The sequence below is a fragment of the Hymenobacter antarcticus genome (genome assembly GCF_039539545.1).
In the GTDB taxonomy this organism is placed as follows: domain Bacteria; phylum Bacteroidota; class Bacteroidia; order Cytophagales; family Hymenobacteraceae; genus Hymenobacter; species Hymenobacter antarcticus.
The window spans coordinates 14,154-39,392 of the sequence record NZ_BAABDI010000040.1 but is presented as its reverse complement, the minus strand read 5'-3'; the positions used below and the strand labels follow the sequence as shown (position 1 = coordinate 39,392).

At 62.3% G+C, this 25,239-nt stretch carries 13 protein-coding genes; 8 read left to right on the top strand and 5 right to left on the bottom strand.

The window, feature by feature from the left end; genetic code table 11:
- Positions 1–119 precede the first annotated feature (119 nt).
- Complete coding sequence (locus ABD819_RS19640) at positions 120–647, bottom strand: hypothetical protein (RefSeq protein ID WP_345127143.1); 528 nt, start codon at positions 645–647, stop codon at positions 120–122.
- Positions 648–940: 293 nt separating this feature from the next.
- Between ABD819_RS19640 and ABD819_RS19635 the strand changes: the two genes are divergently transcribed.
- Both ABD819_RS19635 and ABD819_RS19630 read left to right on the top strand, forming a co-directional pair.
- Positions 941–2,926: a carboxypeptidase-like regulatory domain-containing protein gene (locus ABD819_RS19635; protein ID WP_345127142.1), complete on the top strand. Its 1,986-nt coding sequence runs from the start codon at positions 941–943 to the stop codon at positions 2,924–2,926.
- Positions 2,927–3,118: 192 nt separating this feature from the next.
- On the top strand, positions 3,119–3,727 hold the full coding sequence (locus tag ABD819_RS19630) for a DNA-3-methyladenine glycosylase (protein ID WP_345127141.1): 609 nt from the start codon (positions 3,119–3,121) through the stop codon (positions 3,725–3,727).
- A gap of 166 nt (positions 3,728–3,893) precedes the next feature.
- On the opposite strand, the gene ABD819_RS19625 is transcribed toward ABD819_RS19630, so the two are convergent.
- Positions 3,894–4,352, bottom strand: coding sequence for a GNAT family N-acetyltransferase (locus ABD819_RS19625; protein ID WP_345127140.1), 459 nt, complete (start codon positions 4,350–4,352; stop codon positions 3,894–3,896).
- A 323-nt stretch (positions 4,353–4,675) separates the two neighbouring features.
- On the opposite strand from ABD819_RS19625, the gene ABD819_RS19620 reads away from it, so the two are divergent.
- A complete protein-coding gene (locus ABD819_RS19620; protein ID WP_345127139.1) occupies positions 4,676–4,807 on the top strand; it encodes a hypothetical protein in 132 nt (43 codons plus the stop codon).
- Positions 4,808–4,957: 150 nt separating this feature from the next.
- On the opposite strand, the gene ABD819_RS19615 is transcribed toward ABD819_RS19620, so the two are convergent.
- Both ABD819_RS19615 and ABD819_RS19610 read right to left on the bottom strand, forming a co-directional pair.
- On the bottom strand, positions 4,958–5,635 hold the full coding sequence (locus ABD819_RS19615) for an NUMOD4 domain-containing protein (RefSeq protein ID WP_345127138.1): 678 nt from the start codon (positions 5,633–5,635) through the stop codon (positions 4,958–4,960).
- A gap of 157 nt (positions 5,636–5,792) precedes the next feature.
- Positions 5,793–6,425: a LuxR C-terminal-related transcriptional regulator gene (locus tag ABD819_RS19610; protein ID WP_345127137.1), complete on the bottom strand. Its 633-nt coding sequence runs from the start codon at positions 6,423–6,425 to the stop codon at positions 5,793–5,795.
- 577 nt (positions 6,426–7,002) lie between these two features.
- On the opposite strand from ABD819_RS19610, the gene ABD819_RS19605 reads away from it, so the two are divergent.
- The 4 genes from ABD819_RS19605 (at position 7,003) to ABD819_RS19590 (ending at position 20,221) form a co-directional block, all read left to right on the top strand.
- Entirely contained in the window at positions 7,003–15,375 is an 8,373-nt protein-coding gene (locus ABD819_RS19605) for a T9SS type A sorting domain-containing protein (protein ID WP_345127135.1), read from the top strand.
- Between the two features lie 935 nt (positions 15,376–16,310).
- Complete coding sequence (locus ABD819_RS19600) at positions 16,311–16,625, top strand: hypothetical protein (RefSeq protein ID WP_345127134.1); 315 nt, start codon at positions 16,311–16,313, stop codon at positions 16,623–16,625.
- Positions 16,626–16,881: 256 nt separating this feature from the next.
- The gene (locus tag ABD819_RS19595) at positions 16,882–17,355 is read left to right on the top strand and encodes a hypothetical protein (RefSeq protein WP_345127132.1); all 474 of its coding nucleotides are present in this window, start codon (positions 16,882–16,884) and stop codon (positions 17,353–17,355) included.
- A gap of 178 nt (positions 17,356–17,533) precedes the next feature.
- Positions 17,534–20,221, top strand: a complete 2,688-nt coding sequence (locus tag ABD819_RS19590) for a T9SS type A sorting domain-containing protein (protein WP_345127130.1) — start codon at positions 17,534–17,536, stop codon at positions 20,219–20,221.
- Between the two features lie 490 nt (positions 20,222–20,711).
- Here the strand turns inward: ABD819_RS19590 and ABD819_RS19585 are convergent, their stop codons facing one another.
- Positions 20,712–21,344 carry a LuxR C-terminal-related transcriptional regulator gene (locus tag ABD819_RS19585; RefSeq protein ID WP_345127128.1) on the bottom strand — a complete coding sequence of 211 codons (633 nt, stop codon included), beginning with the start codon at positions 21,342–21,344 and terminating at the stop codon, positions 20,712–20,714.
- A 1,344-nt stretch (positions 21,345–22,688) separates the two neighbouring features.
- Here ABD819_RS19585 and ABD819_RS19580 point away from each other — a divergent pair.
- Entirely contained in the window at positions 22,689–25,235 is a 2,547-nt protein-coding gene (locus ABD819_RS19580; protein WP_345127127.1) for a PAS domain S-box protein, read from the top strand.
- Positions 25,236–25,239 lie beyond the last annotated feature (4 nt).

Below are 25,239 nucleotides of genomic sequence, written 5' to 3'. Positions count from 1 at the left end.
CTGTACTTTGCTGGATAAGGCGCCGAGTTGCCGGCGTTGTGCGGGCGCACCCGTGTGGTAATTTTCCCATAAATTCGTTCGGTAAGCAGGCGGTAAAGGTACCCCACTATCCTCCGGGACTATACAGTTAGCCCGCTTGTCAGGCTCAGGAAATGGTCAAAATTCTCCTGTTTGACATTGTATAATAACACCACCACCCTTCCATCGGAGTACACCTTGGAAACCCTGCCAGCTTGGCCACCCTTCAACGTGTTTTCGTGGTACTTCCTCTCGTCCCAGTACGGGCTCAGCCGTTCATCAATCTCTTTGTTGTCAACCTCTCGTATCGTGGGTTTCCGGAGCTGGCTCTTGTTTTTATAGGCTGCTTGGATATAGATTATTTGTTTCTTATCGTACTCAAAGACAAACACATTGCCGGAGCTTTGCCAATTTTTTAAGTTTTTAGGCAGGTCCACCCTGAACCGGGTGGTTAGGAAAACTTCGGTATGGGCGACTGCATTGACGCGGGATTTATACACAAATTGATTGTGGTCTTCGAGATAGACGAAGTCCATAAAATCGGCATGAATGTTTTGCCCCCTATCTAACCTGGCACAGGAGGCAGTCAAAAGAATGGCCGGCATGAGCAGGAAGAAGACTTTTTTCATTTACTGTTGACCCTTGTCCTGACGGCGCCCAAGGAGGACGCCATGCCCAAAGGGGGATATGGCAAAGATGCCCGCTGGCGCCTAATTCCATAACGCTACGCGTTCAGCGAAACGGTGGTTTAAATAAGCCGCTAAGCCCTTTTACATCTTGTAAACGGTCGTTTCCAACACGTAAAACCAAAGGCTCAAAGGTTGCTGCGCTACATCTTCAGTTTTCTGATTGGCCAGCCCCGTACGCAGACGGCCCGAACGGGGCCAATTTTGCGTACTGCAAGCACTGAACCCAACCTTGAATGATGACCGTCTGGCTACGTAGTTTCTGGCTGTTGATTGCGCTGGCTGACACGCTACCGGCTCGGGCCCAAACCGCCCAGGTGCTGCGCGGCCAGGTAGTGGATGCCGAAACCCACCAGCCTATTCCGAATGCGCAGGTTGGCGTGGCCGATAACCGCCTCGGCACCAGCACCAACGACGACGGCCGCTTTGCCCTGAGCATCCCGCCGGCCTATGCTCAGGAACAGCTGACGGTGGCCCTGCTGGGCTACCGCAAGTTCAGCCAGGCGCTGCCGCCGCTGCCGGGGCCGGAGCTGCGCATTGAGCTACGAATCAGCCCGGCGGCGCTGGGCGAAGTGCGGGTTACGGCCTCGGTGGAAGGAATCGTGCGGGAGGCGGTGGCGCGCATTCCGCGCAACTACCCGCTGCGGCCCACGCAGCTCACGGGCTTCTACCGCGAGTCGGATAATGAGCCGGATGGGCGGCCGCGCTACCTCGTCGAAGGGCTGCTTACGGTGTTCAAGCCCGGCTACCGGCAGCGGGGCGATGATGGCGAAATCCGTATTCAACAGTCGCGCAAAGTGGATTTGCGGCCTGCTGGCCAGCTTGTGCGGATTGACTGGGCGGGCGGGCCGTTCATCACGCAGCTTGGCGACTTCGTGCATCGGCGGGCGCAGTTTATTGACCTGAAGCACCTGCGCGACTACGACTACCGCCTGGCCCCGGGCAGCAGCTACGCGGGCCGGCCGGTGTACGTGGTGGCCTTCGCGCCCCGGCCGGGCAACCGCCGCGCCGATTTTGCCGGGCAGCTATACATCGACCAGGACACCTACGCCTTTCTGGGAGCCGAGTGGCACTACACCGCCGCGGGCCTGGGCCGCTCCCCCAACCGGGCCGACTCGCGCAGCCTGCGCGTGGCCTACCAGCCCTACGCCGGCCGCTGGCACCTGAAAACCGTGTGGTGGCAAACCAAGGCCCGCCTGCCAATCGGGCCGCCGCTCAATTATTTCGGTGAATTTCTGACCACGGCCATCGATACCGCGCAAGCGGCCCGCCCCGAGTACGTGGAGCGGGCGCAGTACCACGACGTATTTCTGCGCAATGTCGTGGCCTACGACTCGGCGTTCTGGCGGGGCCAGACCACGCTGCTGCCTTCCGAAAGCCTGCGCAAAGCCCTGCTCGACCAGCAGCGCCAGCAGCGGGCCGATTCGCTGTTTCGGGCGGCCCGGCCGGGCGCGGCAGCCGGGCCAGCGGCCGGACTTCAGGCCCCGGCCAAGACGCCGGACAGCCCCCTGGGCCGGTTCTTCAGCCGCTTTCGCTACGGGGCCTCGGTAGGCGCGTGGCCGCTGGCCGTGGAGCGCGCCGAGCTGGGTTTAGCGTTTGCCCCGGCGGGCTACCGCTTCAGCGCGCAAGCCACGGCCGCTGTCACCGACCAGGCGCTAACGGGCTGGTCACGCATTGAATACCAGTTTGAGCTAACCCGTGAGCTGGCCCTGGCCCTGGCCACGCAGCGCGTGTACCGGCAGCTCAGCGGCGATGGTTGGGCGGGCGGCCTGAGCTACCAGCGCAACCTCCGGCCCCGCCACCGGCCGCTGTACGGCCGGGTCGGTCTGGCCTACACCCGCCAGACGGTGGGCCGCCAGCTGGGCACCTTCCCCAACCCTGACGCCGGCCTGCGCGTGGCCGGCACCCACCTGGGGGCCGACCGCCTGAGCCTGCGCCTGCAAACCCAGACCGAGGCCCTGCAACCCACTCTGGGCCTGGGCCTGGAGCTGAGCCATAAGTTCGAGCTGGTGGCCGATGCCAGCTACCTGCTGCCGCTGCGCACCCGCACCCAGTTGGAGGTAGCCGAGGAGAGTGGGTTTTTCCTCACCCGCGGCAGCGCCACCGTCAATTTGCCCGCCGCCGACGTAAGCCTGCGCGTAAACGACCAGCCCGGCAGCACCCTGCCCTGGCGGCAGCAGCACTGGCTGCTGAGCCTCGGCCTGCTGTACCGGCTGCGGTAGCAGTAGCGCGGACTTTTAGTCCGCGCCGGGTTTGTCAGAAAGAATTGCCTTTCCTCGCGGACTAAGCAGTCGTTCAAAAGTAAACGGGTTGTCAGTTGCTTGTTGTTAGTTGTCAGTCAGACGATTGCCATCCTGCTAACAACTGACAACTAATGACTAACAACTTAAAAGTCCACGCTACACCCAACGCCCATGCCTACCAGGCTTACTTCTGCTTTTTTCCAGCGCCCCGACCCTTTGCAAATTGCCCGCGACCTGTTGGGCAAGCACCTCTACACGCACATCGACGGTGTGCTCACGGCCGGCCGCGTGGTGGAAACCGAGGCCTACCGGCACGAGGGCGACCATTCGCTCACGCTGCATTTGCAGCGCAAGCGCCAGCAGGCGCAGGGCCTGCATGTGCCCGGCGGCCACGCCTACATCTACACCGTGTATAACCGGCACGCGCTGTTCAACATCGCCACCCACGATGCCGCCCACCCCGACGCGGTGCTGATTCGGGCCATCGAGCCCACCGTTGGGATTGAAGCAATGCTGCGCCGGCGCGGGCTGAATGAGGTCAAGCGCGCCCTCACGGCCGGCCCGGGTGTGCTGACTCAGGCGCTGGGCATTACCCCGGCCCTGACTGGCTTGCTCGTTACTGGTGATGTACTATGGTTTGAGGACCACGGCGAGGTGGTAGCTCCAGCCGATATAGTGGCCAGCGCCCGCGTGGGGCTGGAATACGCCGGGGCCGAGGCGGCGGGGCTGCCGTGGCGGTTTCGGGTAAAGGACAGCAAGTGGACGAGCCCGGCGAAGTAAGTAGGTCGTGGGAATTAGTTTGACTTATCAGCACGTCATGCTGAGCCCGTCGAAGCATCTCTACCGCTTCGCTGAACGGCCCTGCTGAAGCGGTAGAGATGCTTCGACTGCGCTCAGCATGACGTTCTTTTTTATTGGAAAGTAATTTACCCGACCTACTTAAGGGCTAACTGGCTGGGTACGGGTTCGCCTTTTTAATCTCCAGCCAGCGGTCGGGGCGGTCCAGGGGCTCGTAGCCGAAGCGTTGGTAGAGGGTGTGGGCGTCGAAGGTGGCGAGGAGGTGGCGGCGCAGGTTTTGCAGGTCGGGGTGGGCCAGCATCTGCTGCACCAGCCATTTCGAGAGGCCCTGACCCCGGTGCTCGGGCAGCACAAACACGTCGCAGAGCCAGGCGAAGGTGGCCCGGTCCGTCACCACGCGGGCGAAGGCGGCCTGCCGGCCATCGGGGGCGTAAATCCCGAAATTCAGGGAGTTGGCGATGGCCCGGTCCACGGTGGTGCGGGGAATGTGCCTGGCCCAGTAGGATTCCTCGCTCAGCCAGCGGTGGATGGTAGCGGGGTCGAGCAGCCGCGGGTCGGTGCTGAGGGTGTAGCCGGTGGGGTGGGTGGCGGTGAAATGGAGAGCCATGGTGCGGGGAATGAATGCCGCCGCAAGCTACCAGGATGCCTCGCAGAAAACGGAAAACATAGCACGCTAGAGCAGTTCCCGAGTCAGTGTACATTTTTGAAAAGAGTTAAAAGTTGAGAGTTAAAAGTTAAAACCCGCTACGTCTGATTTTTAACTTTTAACTCTCAACTTTTAACTCTCAACTTTTAACTCTCAACTTTTAACTCTCAACTTTTAACTCTCAACTTTTAACTCTGTACATGGACTTGGAAACTGCTGTAAGCAGGTTCTAGTGAGGTGGTCGGCAGACTCTGTACAGAACCGGGTGGCATCTTTCCTTCGTCATGAAAGACACGCCAATACCCGACAAACGCCGCAAGTACGATGCGGCCTTCCGTGCCGAAGCCCTGCGCCTGGCCGGGCAAAGCCGCTCGCCCCGAGCCGCTGTAATGCAGGTGTACGGGCCAACCATGTAACATTCGTACCAAACGTTTAACCGAAGTCAAGTATGTGCCATCATCAAATCTGGTATCCGGTAGCAACCCGATTTTACCAGTATTTCGGCCAGACGGCTTGCTTTTAAACACCGTTCGTTTTATCCTGCTGCTGCCATAAGAAGGCCTTGGCTATGCGTAGCGGCGTGTGTGCCTGTTAACGATTAAGGAAATGGCCGGACGGCTGACGTTGAACCGCTGAGCGATTGTTTTTTGCGTGGTACCCTGCGCTGCAAGGTGACGCACTTGTGCCACTTCGGCCGTGCTCAGCCGGCTGTTGTGGTGCCGCTCGCCAACATGATACAAGTACGCAGCCATTGCCTCGTCTGCCGCCTTGTAGGGATAAACCCACTGCAGGTTATCGACTCGTAAATTGAGGTGGTTGCCATCGCGGGGGAGCACGAAGGTCTGACGGGCATCGGCAGGGGGAGCTAAGAAGTGTTGGGCAACAAGGCGATTGAGGCCAACCTGGATGATGGTCGCCTCGTTGCACAAGGTCACGGAAGGGTAGCGGCTGGCACCCGACATTCGCATGAGGCGTACCCGCGTGGTTCGCTTGTATCGCAAACTGACCACTTTGCCATAAGAGGAAACCCGGTAACGGTCGGCAAACCCAGCTACAGGCAGCCATACCTCGCTGGTAGCAACTGGAACGAGCGCATTCGCCAACAGCACCTGGCCATTATCCAACTCAATAGCCCCATCGGTCATTACCTCGACTACCACCGCATACTCAGACAGGCCCGTACGAGCAAACCCTGGGATAGTAACGGTATCGCCGGCACGCAGCGCAGGAGTTAGAGACGACATTTGAAGCGTTAAAAAATGGGGATGATTGGCTATTTATTCAACCCTAATGCAATGGCGAACCCAGTTGGCAACACGGTGCGAGTGCGGGCTTTATTGGTTGAAAAAAAGTTGGTGAAAGGGCCGTTGACCAGGGTATGCGGTCGAAAGGCTAAAGTCATTAAACGAGCTTTCGGAGGTGTTGGCTGAGGAGCTGGGTTCGGCTGTTGACCTGCATTTTGCGGTAGATGTGTTTGACGTGGGTGCGGACGGTGAGGGTGGAGAGGTCGAGTCGGGAGGATATTTCCTTGTCGCTGAGCCCGTCGACGATGCCCTGCAGGACCTGTTGCTCGCGGGGGGTGAGCAGGGCGGCGTGGGTGGTGGGGGTTGGTCGGAAGTGGCCGAGGACCTTGCGGCTGACGTGGCGGCTCATCGGGGCGCCGCCGCGGGCGACCTCGCGCACGCCGGCCCCGAGCTGTTCGAGGGGGGTTCCCTTGGTGAGGTAGCCGGTGGCCCCGCAGCAGAGGGCCTGGTAGATGTGCTCGATGTCCTCGTAGGCGGTGAACATGATGACCTCCAGGGCGGGGTAGCGGGCCTTGAGCAGGGGCAGGGCCTGGGTGCCGCTCAGCCCGGGCAGGCCAATGTCGAGCAGCAGCACGCGGGGCAGCAGGGCCACCTCGAGCTCGGCCAGCAGCTCTTCCACGCGAGCGGCCACGCATACGAGCCGGATGTCGGCCTGTTGGGCGAAATACGCCTGCAGCACCTTCACCAGCACCGTGTCGTCTTCCACTATCGCCAGCGTAATAGGCTGCATACACTTGCTAAATGAGAATCTAAAACCAGGCCCAGCGTACTGGGTATTGAGAAGCGGCTATCTATCGACCTGGGTGCCAAATCCTGCGCATAGCACGATAAAGTCCACTCGGACAGGTAGGAAAGTCCACTCGGACAGGTAGGCAAAATTAGGTTTTTTCAAGATACTGGCAAGCGGCGGACCTACCCTATTTGCGGGAGGTGCGGCCTAAAATGTTGAAGCCAGCTCTGGCTAATTCAATTGACGGGAATATCGAATTAATTGATTTATGCTATTTATAGGGGTAATATCATCTGGTACTGCGGAAAGCAGTCCGAAAATACGTCGATTGCTGACGCGGCATGGCGAGCCCGCCCAAAGCCCGATGGTAGAATAACACCCGCATTTAGGGTAGGATTTTTAGGGGGTATCTCGTTGCCGAGGCCGGAAATTTGTGCGATTCAAGATGATTTTGCCCCCCGTGGCGACTTGTGAGACCGGAGTAGTAGGCATTTGCCTCATAAACAGAATCTTATCATTTCTCATTTTTTAATTTCGTATGCAGCTACTCTTACAAGTCTTGTGGCCAAAAGCATATTTGTCGCCCTGTCGCGCGCCCAAGCTGGTGCACCAGGTGCGCAACTCAGTGGGCCCGCTGATAAAGCTGATTACTCTGGTTGGACTGCTGCTGACCGGGCGGCAGGTACACGCGCAGTCCGGAGCCGACGTTCTCACCTCGCCGGCGCGCCAGCGGGCCGCTGCCAAGCCGGGCGTTCCGCCCACGCCGGGAACCGGGGCCAATAGGGGCGTGCTGGCCGCGCCGGTGGCGTACGCCCGCACTTCGCAGATTCTGCTGAATACCTACGCCGACACCCAACTGGCGGTGCCGCTGCTGGCTACCGATGCGGACCCCGGCGACGTAATTACTTCTTATACCGTAACCACGCTGCCGCCAGCTACGGCCGGGGTGCTGAAAATCAATGGCACAACCGTTGTGACCACTAAGACGGTGATAGCTGCCGCCGACGCGGGCAACCTGACTTTTGACCCGGCGGCCGGCTACTTCGGCACGGCTGTGTTTCAGTACCGGGCCAAAGACAACACCAACACCTTATCAGCCATCGTTACCTACGGCATTCCGGTGAGCAAAGCCACCTGCGGCACGGGGGAGGGGCAGGCCAACCTGCTGAATTACTATGCCCGCACCGAAGGCGAAGACTGGAAGGTGAGCCGGACCGTGGTGGTGGGAGGCGTCACCATTACATCCAGCCCTACGGGCGCGCCCTACACGTCCTCGCCGGCTACCACCGATATTCTGTTCGTTTCGGACCAACCCAGCATGCCCGGCAAGGGACTGGTGTGGGCGGAGGACTACACCTCTACGGCCGCCACGACCTCGTCGGTGACCTTCACGTTTAGCCGCCCGCTGGCCAATTTTTCCCTCTCGATGGGCGATATTGACAATGGCACGGGCTATATCGACCAGGTTATGCTGCAGGGCTACGACGCCAGCAACAACCTGGTAACCATTCCGGCGGCTAACGTGAGCACGGGCACTACCAACTCGTACGCGGCCAACGTATTCACGGGCACCGCCAATAGCCCCGCCAACGCTAATGCCAATGTGCTGGCCTCTTTCCCGGCGGCTATTAGCCGGCTGGTGATGACCTATCGCAATACCGCGACCACCCAGGCCGACCCGGCCAGCCAGCTGATTGTGTTTCCGTCGATGGCCTGGTGCGCGCAGGCCGACGTGCAGACGACCCTCACTGGGCCCGGGCGGGCGCAGGCCGCCAGCACCGTAACCCTCACCGCCACCACGCAGAACGTGAGCGGCGATGCCGTGAACACGATTCAGCCCACTGTGCAGCTGCCCACGGGCCTGAGCGGCGTGACGGGCGGCACCTACGTTTCGTCGACCGGCGTGCTCACGCTGCCGGCCATCAGCAACCTGGCGGCGGGCGCTTCGGTGGCCCAGGCCATAACCTACACCATGCCTGCCACCGTGGCCGTGACGGCAACGTCCAGCTTCAGCTCGACGGCCGACGACCCGGTAGCCGGCAACAACACGTCTACGCTTACCACGGTGCAAAACCGGACACCGGTGGCCAGTAACGTGACCAATGCACCCGCCATTCTGCGGACCACCACGAGCCAGACTACGCTGGCCTCCTTCAACGCCAGCGACCCCGACGCCACGGCCGGCAACACCACCCTGATTTCCTACACCATCCTGTCGCTGCCCACGGCGGCGCAGGGCACGCTGTATGTGAACGGCGTGGCTGCTACGCTGAACCAGGTAATTACGGTGCCCACCTCGGCCACGGCCGCGGCTCCGGGCTACCAGCTTTCGTTTGTTCCGAACAACACGTTCGCCGGCAACGCCAGCTTCACCTACCGGGCCACCGACGACACGAACACGGCCTCGAACACGGCCACCTACACGGTGCCCGTGACGGCGGGTGCCGACGTGGTGGCGACGGTCAGCGGCCCGGGCACGGGCGTCGAAGGCCAGTCGAGAACCTACGCCGTCAGCATCGTCAACAACGGCCCGGAGGCGGCTACCAACGTAGTGCCCACCCTGACCCTGTCCAACAAGCCGCCATTTAGCAGCGTCACCGTGCCCGCCGGCGGCAACTACGACCCTACTACGGGCATTGTCACGTTCGGTGCCATCGCCTCGCTGGCCAATGGCGCTTCGGTGGTGAGCACCCTGAACCTGGTGCTGCAGCCCACTCCGGCCAGCTTCAGCGTGACGGCCGCCGGCACCAGCGCCACGGCCGACCCCGTACCGGCCAACAACAACGGCACCGCCGCCGCTGCTATCCGCACCGTGACCGTTTCCCGGATTGGAGCAGCGGGCATCGCCAGCGCCTGCGCCACCCCCGCCAGCAGCGGCTCCGCTACCCTCACCGCCAACCCCAACACCTACTTCCCGGCCACCAACCAGACGGTGGCCGTGGGCGCGACTTCTCTGGTCGTGGACGCAGCCGTGGGGGCCACGCCAGTGGCCACCGGCGACCTGCTGCTCATCATCCAGATGCAGGGGGCCGACATTGATGCCACCAACACCGATGCCTACGGCGACGGCGTGACGGGCGGCCTGGCCACCAGCAACCTCAACAACGCCAATTTCACGGCCGGCCTCTACGAGTACGTGGTGGCGGCCGGGGCCCTGTCGCTGAGCGGGGGCACCCTAACGATTACGACCGGCCTGAAAAACGGCTATCAGAACGCCAGCGCCACGGGCACCACCGGCCAGCGTCGCTTTCAGGTGGTGCGCATTCCGCAGTACCTGAACCTGACGGTGAGCGGCACGGTGGCCCCCAGCGCCTGGGACGGCCGCACCGGCGGCATTCTGGCCCTGGACGTGACCGGCCAGCTCACCTTCGACTCCGGCGCGAAGCTCGATGCCTCGGGCAAAGGATTCCGCGGCGGGGCCGGCCAAAAGCTTAGCGGCACCACCGGCCTGACGGGCACCGACTACCGCGCCACCGCGCCTGCCTCGGGCACCACCACCACGGGGGCCCACGCCATGAAGGGCGAAGGCATCGTGGGCACGCCGCGCTACGTGAACACCGGCACGGCGCTATTTGACACCGGCACGGACGGCTACCCCAACGGCAGCGCCGGCCGTGGCGGCCCCGGCAACGGCGGCGGCGGCGGCACCGACGCCAACCCCACCACGAATGACCAGAACGCCGGCGGCGGCGGCGGCGCCAACGGGGCCCGCGGTGGCCGGGGCGGCAATTCCTCGGGCAGCAACGCGGCCGTAGGCGGCGAATTCGGGGCCGGCTTCAGCGCCCCCAGCACCAGCCGCCTGATTATGGGCGGCGGCGGCGGCGCGGGCGTCACCAACGACGGCACCGGCGGCGGACCCAGCCTGGGCTATGCCAGCAGCGGAGCGGCCGGCGGCGGCATTGTACTGCTCCGGGCCGGCTCGGTAGCTGGTTTCACGGGTACCATCCTCGCTAACGGAGGCGCGGCCAGCAACGCTGTGCTGCAGGACGGCAGCGGGGGCGGCGGCGCCGGGGGCTCGGTACTGATTACGGTAAACAACACGGCTACCCTTAGCCGCCTGAACCTGGCGGCCAATGGTGGCACCGGCGGCACCAACACCGGCGCTGGTGCAACCTTCGGTCCGGGCGGCGGCGGCGGCGGCGGCATCGTCCTCACCAACGCTGCCGTGGGTAGCGCCAGCGTAGCGGGGGGAACCAACGGAACCACCGCGGGCGGAGTCGCCTACGGCGCGGGCACCGGCCTGCCCGGCATTGCCAACAGTCAAATCAGCAACAGCATTGCTAACAGCACGGCGGGCATTAATTGTAGCCCTGACGTGACGGCGGTCATTGCGGGCCCGGCTTCGGCCACCAATGCCCAGACGGTGAGCTTATCGGCCGTATTCGCCAACAACGGCGGTGTGGACGCGATGGGAGTTACGCGCACTATTACGCTGGCGTCAGGCGACGTGAACAACCCGGTTACTGCCGTATCGGCCCCGGGCAGCAGCAGCATCAGTGCGCCTGCTGCCGGCACCGGCACGGTTACCATCACTTACCCAGCCATCTCCCCTCTGGTGGCCGGCGCCAGCAGCTCGTTTGGTGTCTCCTACACGGCCCCCGGCACGACGGCCGTGACGGCTACCGCCAATGTCACGACAACTTCGAGCGAGCCGGTCACGGACAACAACACCAGCTCGGCTGTCACCACCATCAGCGGCTTCGCGGACATCGTATCGGCCGTGTTTGGACTCTCTTCCTCCATTACGGGCCTGCCGACCGGCTCCTACTCCGTGGTATTTGCCAACAACGGTCCCGCCGCGGCGGCGAACGTGACGCGTACCGTCACGCTGCCCGCCGGGGCGACCCTGACCACAATTCAGCTCGACAACATTTTGGCTCAGGGCGGCACCTATACCAGCGGCACCCAGGTTATCGACTTCGGCACCCTGACCACGCTCAACAGCCGCAGCGCCGCCGTATTCCAGTTTGGCTATACGGCCTCCACCACGAGTGGCAGCGGCAACGTGGTCAGCAATACCACGACCACCACCCCGCAGGATGCCAGCAACGGCACCGGCGTCGCCGCCGATATGTTCTCCTTCGCGGTAACCAACATTGCCTCTACCGACGTGGCCACCAATGGCATCACGACCTCCGCGGCTTCGGTAGCGACCGGCCAGCAGGCTTCGTTCACGCTGAATTTTATCAACTACGGCCCGGCTGACCTGAGTGGGGCCCTGCGCTCGGCGCAGCTCACCCCCGGGCTGAGCATCGTATCCATCAGCGGCGGGGGCGTCTACAATGCCAGTTCGGGTCTGGTGACGTACCCGGCCGTGGCGCTGGCCAACGGGGCCAGTGCTCCTTCCACCATCACTTTCCTGGCGCCTGCTTCGGGCCCGGTCAACCTCAGCGGCAGCATCAGCGGCGGGGCCGGGGCCGTATCGGTGGGCAACTTCGGCAACAATCAGGCGACGGCCAGCATTGCCGTGAGCCCCTTGGCCGACGTGGCTACCACTATCAGTGGTCCGACGACGGTTATCACCGGCAACCTGGCTACCGTCTCCGCGACGACGGCCAACAACGGCCCGTCGGTGGCGGCCGCCGTGGTGCAGACCATCCAGCTCCCCACCGGCCTGACGAAGGTTTTTCCTTCGAATAACGGGCAATACGATGCCGTTACGGGCGTAGTCACGTATCCGGCGCTGGCGGTGCTGGCCACTGGCGCGGCGGTACACAACACCGTCAGCTTCCCGATGCCGGGCGCCTCGTTCACGGCATCGGCGGCCGTGACCACCACTACGGCGGAAGCCGGAGGCACCATGGCCAACAACGCCGCTACGGCAGCCACCACGCAGCCGACGGCCCCTGACGCCACCCTGGCTAACGTGTATACGACCCTGGCGCTGACGGACAAAAACGCCGCCCCCGGGGCTCCGATTACCCTCACCCTCGAAACCGGCAACCGCGGTCCCCAGCCGGCGCTCAACGTGGTGCAGCAGCTGGCGCTGCCGGTAGGCCTGACCCTGGTCAGCATCAGCAACGGCGGCACGTATAACTCCGCCACGGGCCTGGTCACCTTCCCGGCCATCGCCAGCCTCACCAGCGGCACCAGCGTGCCCAATACCGTGGTGCTGACGGCCCCCGCCGCCGGCCCGGTGGTGGCCATAGCCAGCGTGCTGGCCGCCACTCCCGACCCCGTACCCGCCGACAACCTGGTGGTTCGTAACATCGACATCCTGCGCATCACCGACCTGGCTACCACCATCGTGGGCCCGGCTACGGCCTCGGCTACGCAGGTGGTCACGTTCACGGTCACGACCCGGAACAACGGCCCGGTGCCCGCCATCAACGTCATTCAGTTTGTGTCCATTCCGCCGGGCTTCGCGGCGGGCGAAGTACTCGCGAGCGGGGGTGGCTTCTACGACCCTGCTTCGGGCGCCGTGATTTGGCCGACCGTGGCTTCGCTGGCCGTGGGGGAAGTGCGGACCTACACCTACAGCTACGTAGCCCCTTCGCTCAGTTCGACCGACGCCAACATGCCGCGCACTATTCTGAGCCAGGCGGCCGTAACGTCCTCGACGCCTGATGGCAACACGGTCAACAGCTCGTCCACCATCGGCACCGACATTCAGTGGAATACCGACGTGGCCGTTGCTGTATCGGGGCCAACGACGGCCATCGTGGGCAATACCATCACCTTCACGGTGTCGACCTCGAACAACGGGCCGGCCCCGGCGGCGGGCGTCATCACGAATGTGCGCATTGCCACCGGCCTGACGAGCGTGGTAGCCAGCGGCGGCGGCGTCTATAATGTGAGCACGGGTCTGGTCACCTTCCCGGCCATCCCCACCCTGGAGGTAGGCCTGAGCGGGGCCGTGACCAACACCATTACCATTGTAGTGCCCGACCGGCCCATCATCGGCGTATCGGCCGCGGCCAACAACCCGGACAACGAGCTGGACCTGACCAACAACGCGGCGACCATCATCCTGCCGGTCACGCCGCGCACCAGCACCCTGGTCGACGTGCAAACCACCATTGCCGCCAACCTGAGCTCCCAGCAGGCCGGCCAACCGGTGAGCTACACCGTGACGACGACCAATGCCGGCACCGACGCGGCCAACATGCGCCAACGGGTGAGCCTGCCCGCCGGCCTGAGCGGCGTGGTAGTGCTCAACTCCGACGGCAGTACCCTCACCGGGGCCTACGACGCCGTTATCGGCGTGGTCACGTTCCCGCTGGCTGCCAGCCAGGCCCCGGGTACGGTGCTCACCTACGGCATCACGCTCAACGCTCCGGGCAAGGGGCCGCTATTGGCCACGGCCAACGTGAACAGCAATTTCTCGGATGCGCTCCCCGCCAACAACACCCAAAGCGTGAGCGTGACGATTGTGCCGATAGCCGACGTAGCCACCGTGGTCAGCGGTCCGCCGGCCCGGCTGCCCGGGGGCCTGGGCACGTACAAAGTACGCGCCATCAACAACGGTCCTTCGCCGGCCAGCTCCGTCGTGCTGACCGCACAGCTGCCTACCGGTCTCACCGACGTGGCTGCTTCGGGCGGGGGCGTTTATGATGCGGCAACGGGACTGGTCACCTTCCCCACCATTGCCACGCAGGTGGTGGGCCGGGCGGGTGAAGTGAGCTACACCCTGGTATTTACCTTCCCTACCACGGCCACGACTTTCACCTCCACCGTAACCAGCGGCACGACTGAAAACGCGGGCACGACTGCCAATAACACGTCGAGCATGACCACGGTGCTCACCAACCAGATACCTCTGGCCAACACCGTGAGCAACCTGCTGCAGGCCCCGCAGGGCAATACGGCCGGGCCGCTCACGCTCAGCTCGCTGCAGGGCCTTGCCCTGGATGGTTTCATCGCGTCGTTTACCATCACCACGCTGCCCGGGGCGGGAACCGGCGTGCTTTTCCTCAATGGCGTGGCCGTGGGGGTGGGGCAGGTCATTAACATCAGCCAGGCAGCTAATCTTACGTTCGACCCCGCCGGCACCTTTGTGGGCAATGCCGGCTTCACCTACACCGCTACCGGCAACCAGGGCGCTGCCTCCACTCCGGCGCTCTACACCATTGCGGTGGGCCAGGACAATGCGGCGGTGTACACCAGCACGCCCGTCAAAGGCGGTGCCAACCAGTACCAGGACGGCGACGTGATTGCCAACGTGTTTGATGCCAACGGCGGGGCCTACAACGCCGCCGCCGCCGTCACCGACAACGGGGTGCGCACGGCCAGCGTGAACACTAACAGCCTGGCCCCCGGCCTGGAGCTGGACCCCGCCACTGGCCAGGTGCGCGTGCTCGACCGCACCCTGCTGGTGACCGGCACCTATCCGGTTACCATCACTACCACCGACGCCAACGGCGGCGTGACTACCCAGACCGTGAACCTGCGCATTGGCGATTTCCCGTTGCCGGTGGAGCTCACCCGCTTCGAGGCCAGAGCGGTGGGGGCCGATGCCCAACTGAGCTGGACCACGGCCCAGGAGCTGAACAACAAGGGCTTCCGCGTGGAACGCTCGTTTGACGGGACTAGCTTCGTGCAGCTGGACTTTGTGGCCGGAGCGGGCACTACCGCCCAGCCACGGCAATACGCCTACGCTGATGCCGGCGTGGGCCGGCAGTACCCCGGTACCGTGTACTACCGCCTGCAGCAGGTCGACCTTTCGGGCAAAGCCACCTACAGCCCCGTGCGGACGGTGGTATTCGTGCCGGAAGCGCCCGGTCTTTTCCCGAATCCGGCTTCTGCGTATACCACGCTCAATCTGAGTAGCCTGCCTCTCACCACCTACGACGTGACCCTGGTAGACATGGCCGGCCGGGTGGTGCGAGCCTATGCCCTGGCTGGTGGCCAGGCGCACGAGTTGGAAGTGAGCAGCTTGCCCGGTGGCGCGTACCTGGTCATTGTTCGCAGTGGCAGCCTGAAAGTGGTGTGCCACCTACTAAAGCAGTAACCAGAACCCGCGCATAGGACGGAAGCCGGCAACTTTGCCTTCCTGCCGGTCCCGGCCCTATCTGCGCCAGCTCGCCTTTGACCGTATGGCCTGAGCGCAAGCGGAAGGCCCGCGAGTAAGTTGCCGATTGAGAGCAGCACAACCAAAGCTTCACGCACTAGCGGGGCTTTCGGTTGTGCTGCTCTTTGCGTGTGGGGGTGCCCACCGCCCTGTACCTTCTGGTCAGGAACCGGCCGGCCGATGAGGGGCCGGCCATAGCGCGGACCGCAATTTCCGGGGGGCTGGCAAGAGCCGGGCAGCTGGGTTGCGCCCCGGCTATGCGTGCCGCACCAACACCCAGTGCTGCCGAAAGGCCACCGTTTGTGAGAGCCGTCAGCTCAAACGTGCGTCAGGTACGATGAGCGGCTGTGCCCGTAATCGAATTACCCCTTATTGGCCGGGCGCACTACCGCATTTTAGGTAGAACTTTATTTATATAATGGGATACGGGGTCAATATCTTTATTACTATTCTTCCGCAACATACTATATCCTGCCCCATGAGTCTACTACTGCTAATACCAGCAGCTCTCAGCCCAGTGTCTGAAAAGACATTGCTAGTCTAAAAAGGACGAAAAACAGCTTTTTTGGGTGATTCAGGGTGGTCCGGCCCGCGCTTTTGTTTTTTCGAAGCGGCGCCCGGCCTATTCTCCGTGCCGGCAAATAGCCTGGTGGCCGGCCGCAAATCGCGGACAGCATCCTCGGCAATGAGCGCGGCCCGGTATGGTTGGGAATATAATTATTTACACAAAGGTTAATGCCGGGCCGGACGCATTTCACCACGACGCAACACCTCACTGTCGTCTGGCGACGGCTACCCGGCTCCAGCGTTTACGAAACCACTACCCGTTTTCTCTTTTCACTTTTAGCCATAGGGCTACCCCCTTAATTAATGCTATGAATCAGTTCCGCATTACTCAGACGCAACCGCTTACCAGTGCGTTGCCCTACGAAGTAGAAGAGTGCCACCGGGTATGGTTCCTGCCCTGGAAAGTGTGGCACTCGCTGCAAGAGCGCAATTTTACCGGCCGCGGCTACCGGATGGCTCCCCGGCGCTTTCAGACGCCCCAGGAGGCCCAGGCGTTTGCCGAGCACATGCTGGCCCTTCGCACTTGCCAGGAAGCCGCGCAGGCGCGCTTGCTCGATGAGCAGCGCCATCGGCAGCTGCTGCCCCGGGTTGTGCAGGTGGTTAGCCCGCCGATGCCCGCGTAGTCCCTTTCCCCCCACTTAGAGGCTATCCGAATAGGCAGGAAAAGAACGGTCATGCCGAGCGCAGCCAAGGCATCCCGCGTGCAGCAATAATCAGCCGCCACCTCAACAAAGCGGGCGAGATGCCTCGGCTGCGCTCGGCATGACGGCCTATTCGGATAGCCCGTTTCTGCCCTGGAAACGGGCCCTGGCCGCGCTCTGCTCCCGGAGCAAATGGCTAACCTGAGCTGAAAACTTCTTCCGACTACCACGTTACGCAATGAATCCGATTCAGAAAGACAAAGTCGCGCAGCTGCACATGCTCCGCGCTATCGCGGCGATTGGGGTGGTGCCCACCCACGCCAGGTTTGAGCGCGGCCTGCGGCTGCCGTACTCACTGCCCGGGTGGCTGTACTGCACGGCGTTGGCAGGGTTGTATCTGGGTATTTACTGGCTCAGCAAGCAAAGCTATACCTGCCTGCCCAGCTTGCTGACGGTGGCGCTGGCCTTCCTGACTCTGGAGTTTTTGCTCATCCGCACCATTCGGGTTCCTCAGGCCGTGACCTGGTTCAGCAAGGTGAGCTACTCGGTGTACCTCAACCACATATGGGCCCTGCTACACGGGCGCTGTGCTGGCTGTCATCAGTTCGCTGCCCGGGTATTGCTTCGTCGAAAAGCCCGTGCTGGCCTACCTGAAGCACACTTCTGCCAGCAAATGGGCCATGCCGCAGCTGGTCGCCCGGGCTTTGGCTAACCTCAGCCTGCCACTGCCGAAGCAGAGCCTTGCCCGGCGCAGGGCCCCGGCAGTGCCCGCCCGCGACTGGTCGGGGGTGGACCTGCAAGCGCCCCCCCGTCAGTCTGCTGCCCCAGGAACAGGCTTATCAGGTAGCCTCATGATTCAATAATCTCACATTCTATTTTACCTGTTTCTCATGAAAAACAAGTACTCAAACCCGTATACTACTTTCTTGCGGCGCCTGCTCGGCTTCCTGCTGCTGTGCCTGCTTTTGCCAGCGGTACTGCGGGCGCAGTCCGTGACGGTGCAGGTGGCCCCGGGCAACACCCTGCCGCTGCAAAACTTTGGCACCGTACCGGTTGGCCGCACCTCGGCGCTCCAGTCGTTTCTGGTGAGCGGCGATAACCTGACGGGCGACGTGACGGTGGCCGCGCCCGAGGGCTTCGAGCTGCGCACGGGCACCAATGCCTTCTCCACCAGCAGCCTCACCCTCGTTGCCACGGCGGGCACGCTCAGCGCCAGGGCGGTTGATGTCCGGTTTGCGCCGGTGGCTTCCGGCACCCGGCCCGATGGCACGGGCGCTTACGCCGCCGACGTGGTGGTTTCGACCCCAAGTGGGGGCAGCACGGCTTCCGCAACGGTGGCCGTGGCCGGCACGGCCCCGGCCGGGCCGTACGTGTTTGTTGACCCGGCCACGCTGGCCTTTGGCGCGGTTTCCCAAAGCGGGTCGGGCCAGGTGCTGACGTTTGTGGTGGGCGGGGGCAACCTGGGCAGCACGGCCCTCACGGTGGCAACGGCCCTCACGGGCGGCACTACTTCGGGCAATGTGCAGGTTCGCAACCCGGCGGTGTCGAACAGCCAGTTCACGACCTCGCTCACCCTGACCCCGGTGGGCGGCCAGGTGCCCGCCACCACCCTCGAAGCCCGCATCGTGGGCCCAATTCCGAGCCAGAGCAATTTCACGGGCACCATCACGGCCACCAGCGGCGCGGCCGTGGCCGCGCCCAACAACGTGGTGCAGGTAACGGCCAACAACCCTTTCACGGGCACCAACACGTCGTCGACGTTCACGGTGAGCACGCCGCCCAGCAACCCCATCACGCCGGGCTTCCCCAGTGGTGGCCAGCCCTTGCTGCCCTTTAGCACGGTGCCGGAAAAAGCCTCGGCCAGCCAGACGCTGGTGGTTAGCGGCAGCTTTCTGGTCCGGGACATTGCCGTGAAGGCCCCGAACAACTTTCAGGTCTCGCTCGATGCCGCGTTTCCGGGCCTGGGCAACGGTGCCGCCGGCACCATTACGGGTAATTCCCTCGCCATCGCGGCCCCGGGTGGCACGGTGAATAACACGACGGTGTACATCCGCTACGTTCCCCTGGTGGCGGGTACGGAAAGCGGCACGGGCATCACCTTCGACAGTGCCCCCGCCACGTCGATAGCCACCATTGTGCGAGCCAACAGCATCGGCAGTATTGAGTCGCGCACCCTGTACAGTCCGGAAGGCCCGCTGGTCATCGGAGCCGTTGTGCGCACCGCGCCCCAGCTTATCCGCATTCATGCGGAGCTACTTCGCAGCCCGGCCAAAATTATGGTTTCGGGTGAGTCGGCGGGGGCCCTGGGCAACCCCAACGGCTACGCCCAGTTCCAGATTTCGACCGACGGCATTACCTATACCGACCCGACCAGCCCCGGCACCAGCTTCATTCAGCTCACCCCGGACCCGACTACCAACATCATCGACCAGGATATTTACGTGACGTATGCCCCCAGCCGCGTGGGGGCGGCCCAGGCCGTGCTGCAATACCTGACGCCGGACGTGACGGCCGCCCCGGCCAATGCCACCACCACCATTGTGAGCGGGCTGTCGGGCACGGATGCCAACAAGCTGCGCGGCACGGCCATCGACATGGAGCCCACCCGCGACACGCCCTTCACGGCAGCCCGCACCACGGGGGCCTCATCGGCAGCCATCACCTTCAACCCCGACAATGGGCTTTCGGGCTACGGCGAGTTTCACATGGTGCTGGTCAGCACCAGCAGCACGCTGGTGCTCCCCGACGTGCTGCCCGTGGATGGCACGGACTACAACGCCGGCAACGGGGCCTACCAGGGAGCGGGCCAAAGCATGCTGCAGGACAGCCAGGGCAAACAATACTACGTGGTGTTTTCGGGCGGAGCGCCCACGGCCACCATCACCGCCCTGGCCCCGTCGACGACTTACTACGCCTACGTGTTCGACTACAACAGCACCAACCTGAATGAGACGACCTTCATCAATAACGCGGAAAACTACAAGGGCCCGGCCCAGTCCACCGTGTTCGGGGCCCTGCTGCCCGGCTCACCGCCGCTGCCCGTTGAGCTGAGCGCCTTCACGGCCAAAGCCGAAGGCACGGCGGCCGTGCAACTGGCCTGGGCCACGGCCTCGGAGCTGCGCAACGACCACTTCGAGGTGGAGCGCAGCGCCGACGGCAAGACCTTCACGACCCTGGGCAGCGTGGGCGGGGCCGGCACCAGCAGCACCTCGCACAGCTACGGCTTCCGCGATGCCCGGCTGCCCGCCGGCGCTGCCATCCTCTACTACCGTCTGCGCCAGGTAGACACCAACGGTCAGGCTACCTTCTCGCCCGTGCGCGCGGTGCAGCTGCGCCGGGCCGACCTGGCCCCGCAGCTGCAGGCCTACCCCAACCCTGCCCACGAGACCGTATCCGTCCGCATTCTCGGGCCGCTGCCCACGGCCCCGCTGCAGGTGTTCGATGCAATGGGCCGCCTGGTACGCACGCAGCCGGTTGCCGACGCTGGCGCCGATACCCTCCTTTCACTGCAAGACCTGCCCGCCGGTCTTTATATCTTACACTGTGGTGCTTTGAGCCAGCGCCTTGTGGTACGCTAAGAGCCGGGCGCATGGCCTCGTTCCACTTGAAAGGGGCTGGCCACTGGCCAGCCCTTTTTTTAGCTATTCCGGCCACTGGCTGGCTTAGCCTTGCCGGAGCCTTTCGCTTTGAATTAGAGCAGTTTACGAGTCAGTGTACATTTTTGAAAACAGTTAAAAGTTGAGAGTTAAAAGTTAAAAATAAGACGTAGTGGGTTTTAACTTTTAACTCTCAACTTTTAACTCTGTACATGAACTTGGAAACTGCTGTAAGGGATGAGTTGAGCCCGGTAGTTTAGCCGGTCGGGGCAGCATCTCAAGGCCGATGCCAGGAGGAGCTTACAGCGGTTTCCAAGTCTATGTACAGAGTTAAAAGTTGAGAGTTAAAAGTTAAAACTCAGACATAGTGGGTTTTAACTTTTAACTCTCAACTTTTAACTGTTTTCAAAAATGTACACTGACTCGGAAACTGCTCTAGGGGCCCTGTAACACATTGCCCGCCCTTGCGAGTCTAAACGAGCCCTCGGAGGTGTTGGCTGAGGAGCTGGGTTCGGCTGTTGACCTGCATTTTGCGGTAGACGTGCTTGACGTGGGTGCGGACGGTGAGGGTGGAGAGGTCGAGTCGGGAGGATATTTCCTTGTCGCTGAGCCCGTCGACGATGCCCTGCAGGACCTGCTGCTCGCGAGGGGTGAGCAGGGCGGCGTGGGTGGTGGGGGTTGGTCGGAAGTGGCCGAGGACCTTGCGGCTGACCTGGCGGCTCATCGGGGCGCCGCCGCGGGCGACCTCGCGCACGCCGGCCCCGAGCTGTTCGAGGGGGGTTCCCTTGGTGAGGTAGCCGGTGGCCCCGCAGCAGAGGGCCTGGTAGATGTGCTCGATGTCCTCGTAGGCGGTGAACATGATGACCTCCAGGGCGGGGTAGCGGGCTTTGAGCAGAGGCAGGGCCTGGGTGCCGCTCAGCCCGGGCAGGCCAATGTCGAGCAGCAGCACGCGGGGCAGCAGGGCCACCTCAAGCTCGGCCAGCAGCTCTTCCACACAAGCGGCCACGCATACGAGCCGGATGTCGGCCTGCTGGGCGAAATACGCCCGCAGCACCTTCATCATTACCGCGTCGTCTTCCACTATCGCCAGCGTAACGTGTTGCATGCACTAGAAAAAAATGGAAATTAGGACCAGCTAACCGCAATCACCCACCTGCTTTAAATCGCGCCACAACAGGGCGACTCAGGCATGGGAATGAAGGTAAAATTCGAAGTGCGTGCTCTTTTTCTAAAAAAGAGCCCCTCTTCTAAGTTGTTAGTCATTAGTTGTTAGTTGTTGGCAGGATGGCAATCGCCTGACTGACAACTAACAACGAGCAACTGACAACCCGTTTACTTTTGAACGACTACTTAAACCGCCCAATGTGCGAGTGACCGCCGAGTGGATGGCAAGCGTTGAACGGCTAACGCCTGGTGGGTTGATTTTCAACGGGCTCCGTATCCGCAGGCGGCTAACAGGGGCTGGCCTAAAACAGTTTAACTATTGTTTTGAATAAGTAGGTAATCAGAATCAAGCTAGTCAGTAGTGAGATAGCAAAATTCTGATAATCAGAAATCTGAAAATATGTCTGACTACTTATTAATTATGACTGACTACTTCGAGCCTATCCGAATAGGCCGTCATGCCGAGCATTCTGCGCATTAAGCAGAGACCGAGGCATCTCGCGTGCGGCAGTGACTCAATCGGGGCAACGATGCGAGCGAGATGCCTCGGTCTCTGCTTAATGCGCAGAATGCTCGGCATGACATTCTTCTGTAGCCTATTCGGATAGGCCTTATAGTGATAAAAAGTTGGCGATTGGCATTGAATGGTGGGGCAGCACCCGCATCTTGGGTAGGCTTTGCGCGGGCAACTGAGTGCGGAGACACGGAATTTTGTAATGGCCCTGCTACCGGCCACCGCAAGTTATAGGGGTTGGTAATAAGTGCGGTTGGCACTCGCTACGCACTGGCCTTGCCCGCGGCCTGCTAATCTGTTTTAATAAATTCGCCCCGCCGATGCGCCCTGAATTATATCCAGCCTCGCCGTTACAGGATTCCCGCGCCATCGCGCGGGCCATCCGTTTTTCGTCCCGTACCCGGTTGTCAACCGGGTGCAAGCCCACGAGGCGGGCCTCGGAGCCACCGCCAGCGCGCGGCGTGCGCTCCTGTCTTTAACTTGTTTTTCGCGGGCCGGGCTGGGCCGGGCCGGGCCCTGCGCGCGGCTCGGGATTCGGTACGGGGTGGCCAATGGCCTCCCTTTTCCGCGGCCCGGCAGCGCAGGCGTTTGCCCAACCCACGAAAATTTATTGCTTAACAACTGAATAGTTGAACGCCTTCGGGTTAACTAGGCTTTCATTTGTGTTGCGCTTAGTGCGAGGAAGAGGTGTCCGCGCCGTACCCTTGCCAGAATGGCCCTTTCCCGTTTGGGATGGTGGCTACAGCACGATGAACCCCTTAGCAAACTCCAATGAGCACCCCCGAAGACTTCAGCATCTTGAAAACCATGATGGGCTTTTCCCCGGACCTGATTTGTGCGCTAAGCCCCGACGGCCAGTTTCGGCAGGTGAGCGATGCCTGGCGTCGGGCCCTGGGCTATGATACGAACGAAATGATAGGCAGGCACATATCCGAAATTATCCATCCCGACGAGAGCACTACCGCCCTGGAAAAATTCCTGGACGCTTTTGGGCGGGCCGAGCCCGTGGGGTTCGAAAGCCGCTGCCTGGGCAAAGATGGCCAGGAGGTCCACATTGCCTGGTCGGCGCTGCGGGCCGCCACCGATGAGCTCCTGATTTGCGTGGGGCGCGACGTGACCCAGCAGCGCCGCGCCGCCGAGCAAGCCCGCGAGCAGGAACTGCGGCACCGGACCATCATCGAGAACGGTTTCGATATGGTGGGGATGGTAGACGAGCAGGGGGTCTACACGTACATCGGCGGGGCTACCCAGCGCACCCTCGGCTACTGGCCCGAAGAGCTGGTGGGCCGTCTCGCATTCGACTTTATCCACCCCGACGACCGGGCGAGGGCCGAGGCCTGCTTCGCGCTGCTGGCCACTCAGGACGTGGTTACAATTCCCGATTTTCGCTTCCGCACGGCCGGCGGCGAGTGGCGGTGGCTGGAAACATCCGTCAACTCCTACCTGCAGGATGGTCGCAAAAGCTACGTGGTGAGCTCGCGCGACATCACGGCGCGCAAGCTCATCAGCCTGGCGCACACCGAGAGCGAGCAGCGCTTTCGGGCACTCTTCGAGAGCGACTCCGCGCTGGCGGCTTTCATAGGCCCCGACGGCCACATTCTGGATGCTAACCCGGCCCTGCTGGCGTTTCTGAACAAGGAGCGGCACGAAGTCCTCAACCTGGTGCTGGCCGGGTTCCTGCCGGAGGAGGTGCGCGCACGCTTCATTAAGAAGCGTGAGAAGGCCGCCAGCGGTCAGAAAACGCAGTTTGAAGCCTCCGTGCAATTTGCCGGACGCCCGGCGCAAACCCTGAAGGTGACCTACACCCCGCTGGTGGTCGAGGGTGCGGTAGTCGGAATTTATTGCACCCTGCGCGACGTCACCGAAATGGCCGCCGCCCGGCACCTTATCAAGCATCAGGAAGCGCAGCTCAGCTTGATTCTGGATAGCATCAACGATGCCTGCTTTTCCCTCGACAACGACTGGAAGCTGACTTACCTCAACAACGAGGCCGAGCGGCTGATGGGCATAAGCCGCGAGGGTGCCCTCGGCGTCAATCTATGGAAGCTGTATCCTGAAAAAGCAGGCGGCATCTATCAGCAGCACTACCAGCGGGCCATCGACACCGGCGAAACGGTGCGGTTTGAGGCTTATTTTGAGCGCGAAAAGTTGTGGCTGGACGTGAAAGCGTACCCCTTTGCCAATGGCTTATCGGTATTCATTACGGATATCACCAAACGGGTGGCGAACGAAAAGCAGCTCAAGCTACTGGCCCTCGTGGCTCGCGGCACCGACAACGGCGTGCTTATCACCGATGCCCGGGGACGTACCGAGTGGGTCAATGAAGCTTTCATAAAGCACACCGGCTATAGCCGGGAAGAGTTGGTGGGGCGCACGCCCGGCGTGGTGCTGCAGGGGCCCGAAACCGACCCCACCACCATGAGCTTCATTCGGGAGCGTATGCAGCGGCAACTGCCGTTTTCGGCCACCATCCTCAACTACAAAAAGTCGGGCCAGAAGCTGTGGTTTGCCATTGACGTTACGCCCGTTCACGACGAAGCCGGGCAGCTGACCCAGTACGTGGCCATTCAGCAAAACATCACCTACCGCAAGGAAGCCGAAGCCAGCCAGGCCGCCATGACCCAGGACCTGTACCGCCACAACCGCGACCTGCAGCAGTTCACCTACGTGATTTCGCACAACCTGCGGGCACCCCTGGCCAACGCCCTGGGGCTGGCCACGGTGCTCACGAAACTGGACAAAAACAGCGACGTATTTGCCACGGCCCTCACCAACCTGCGCCAGAGCATGGTGCAGGCCGATGATGTGCTGAAGGATTTGAACCTGGTGCTTTCCATCCGGGACAAAAAGGACATGCAGGCGCTGGAGCCCCTGGTGATGAGGGACGTGTGCCAGCAGGCCGTGCGGGACCTGGAAGAGCCGTTGCGCGAGTGCGACGGCAACGTGGTGCTCAACATCGAAGACCAGCTCGTGACGCGGGGCAACCGGGCCTACCTCTACAGTATTTTCTACAACCTGCTGTCCAATTCCATCAAGTACCGTTCCGAGGAGCGCACCTTGCAGGTCGACATCGAGTGCTACACCGGGGAGCACGGCGGGGCCACCATCACCTTCACCGACAACGGCTCCGGGTTCGACATGTTCAAGGCCGGCTCCGATGTCTTTCAGCTCTACAAGCGCTTCCACACCAACCAGCGCGGCCGGGGCATCGGCCTGTTCCTGGTCAAGACCCACGTGGAGGCCATGGGCGGTAAGATTGAGGTCGCCAGTGAGGTGAATTTTGGCACCCGCTTCACCATCTACCTGGACAAGCGTTAATTCC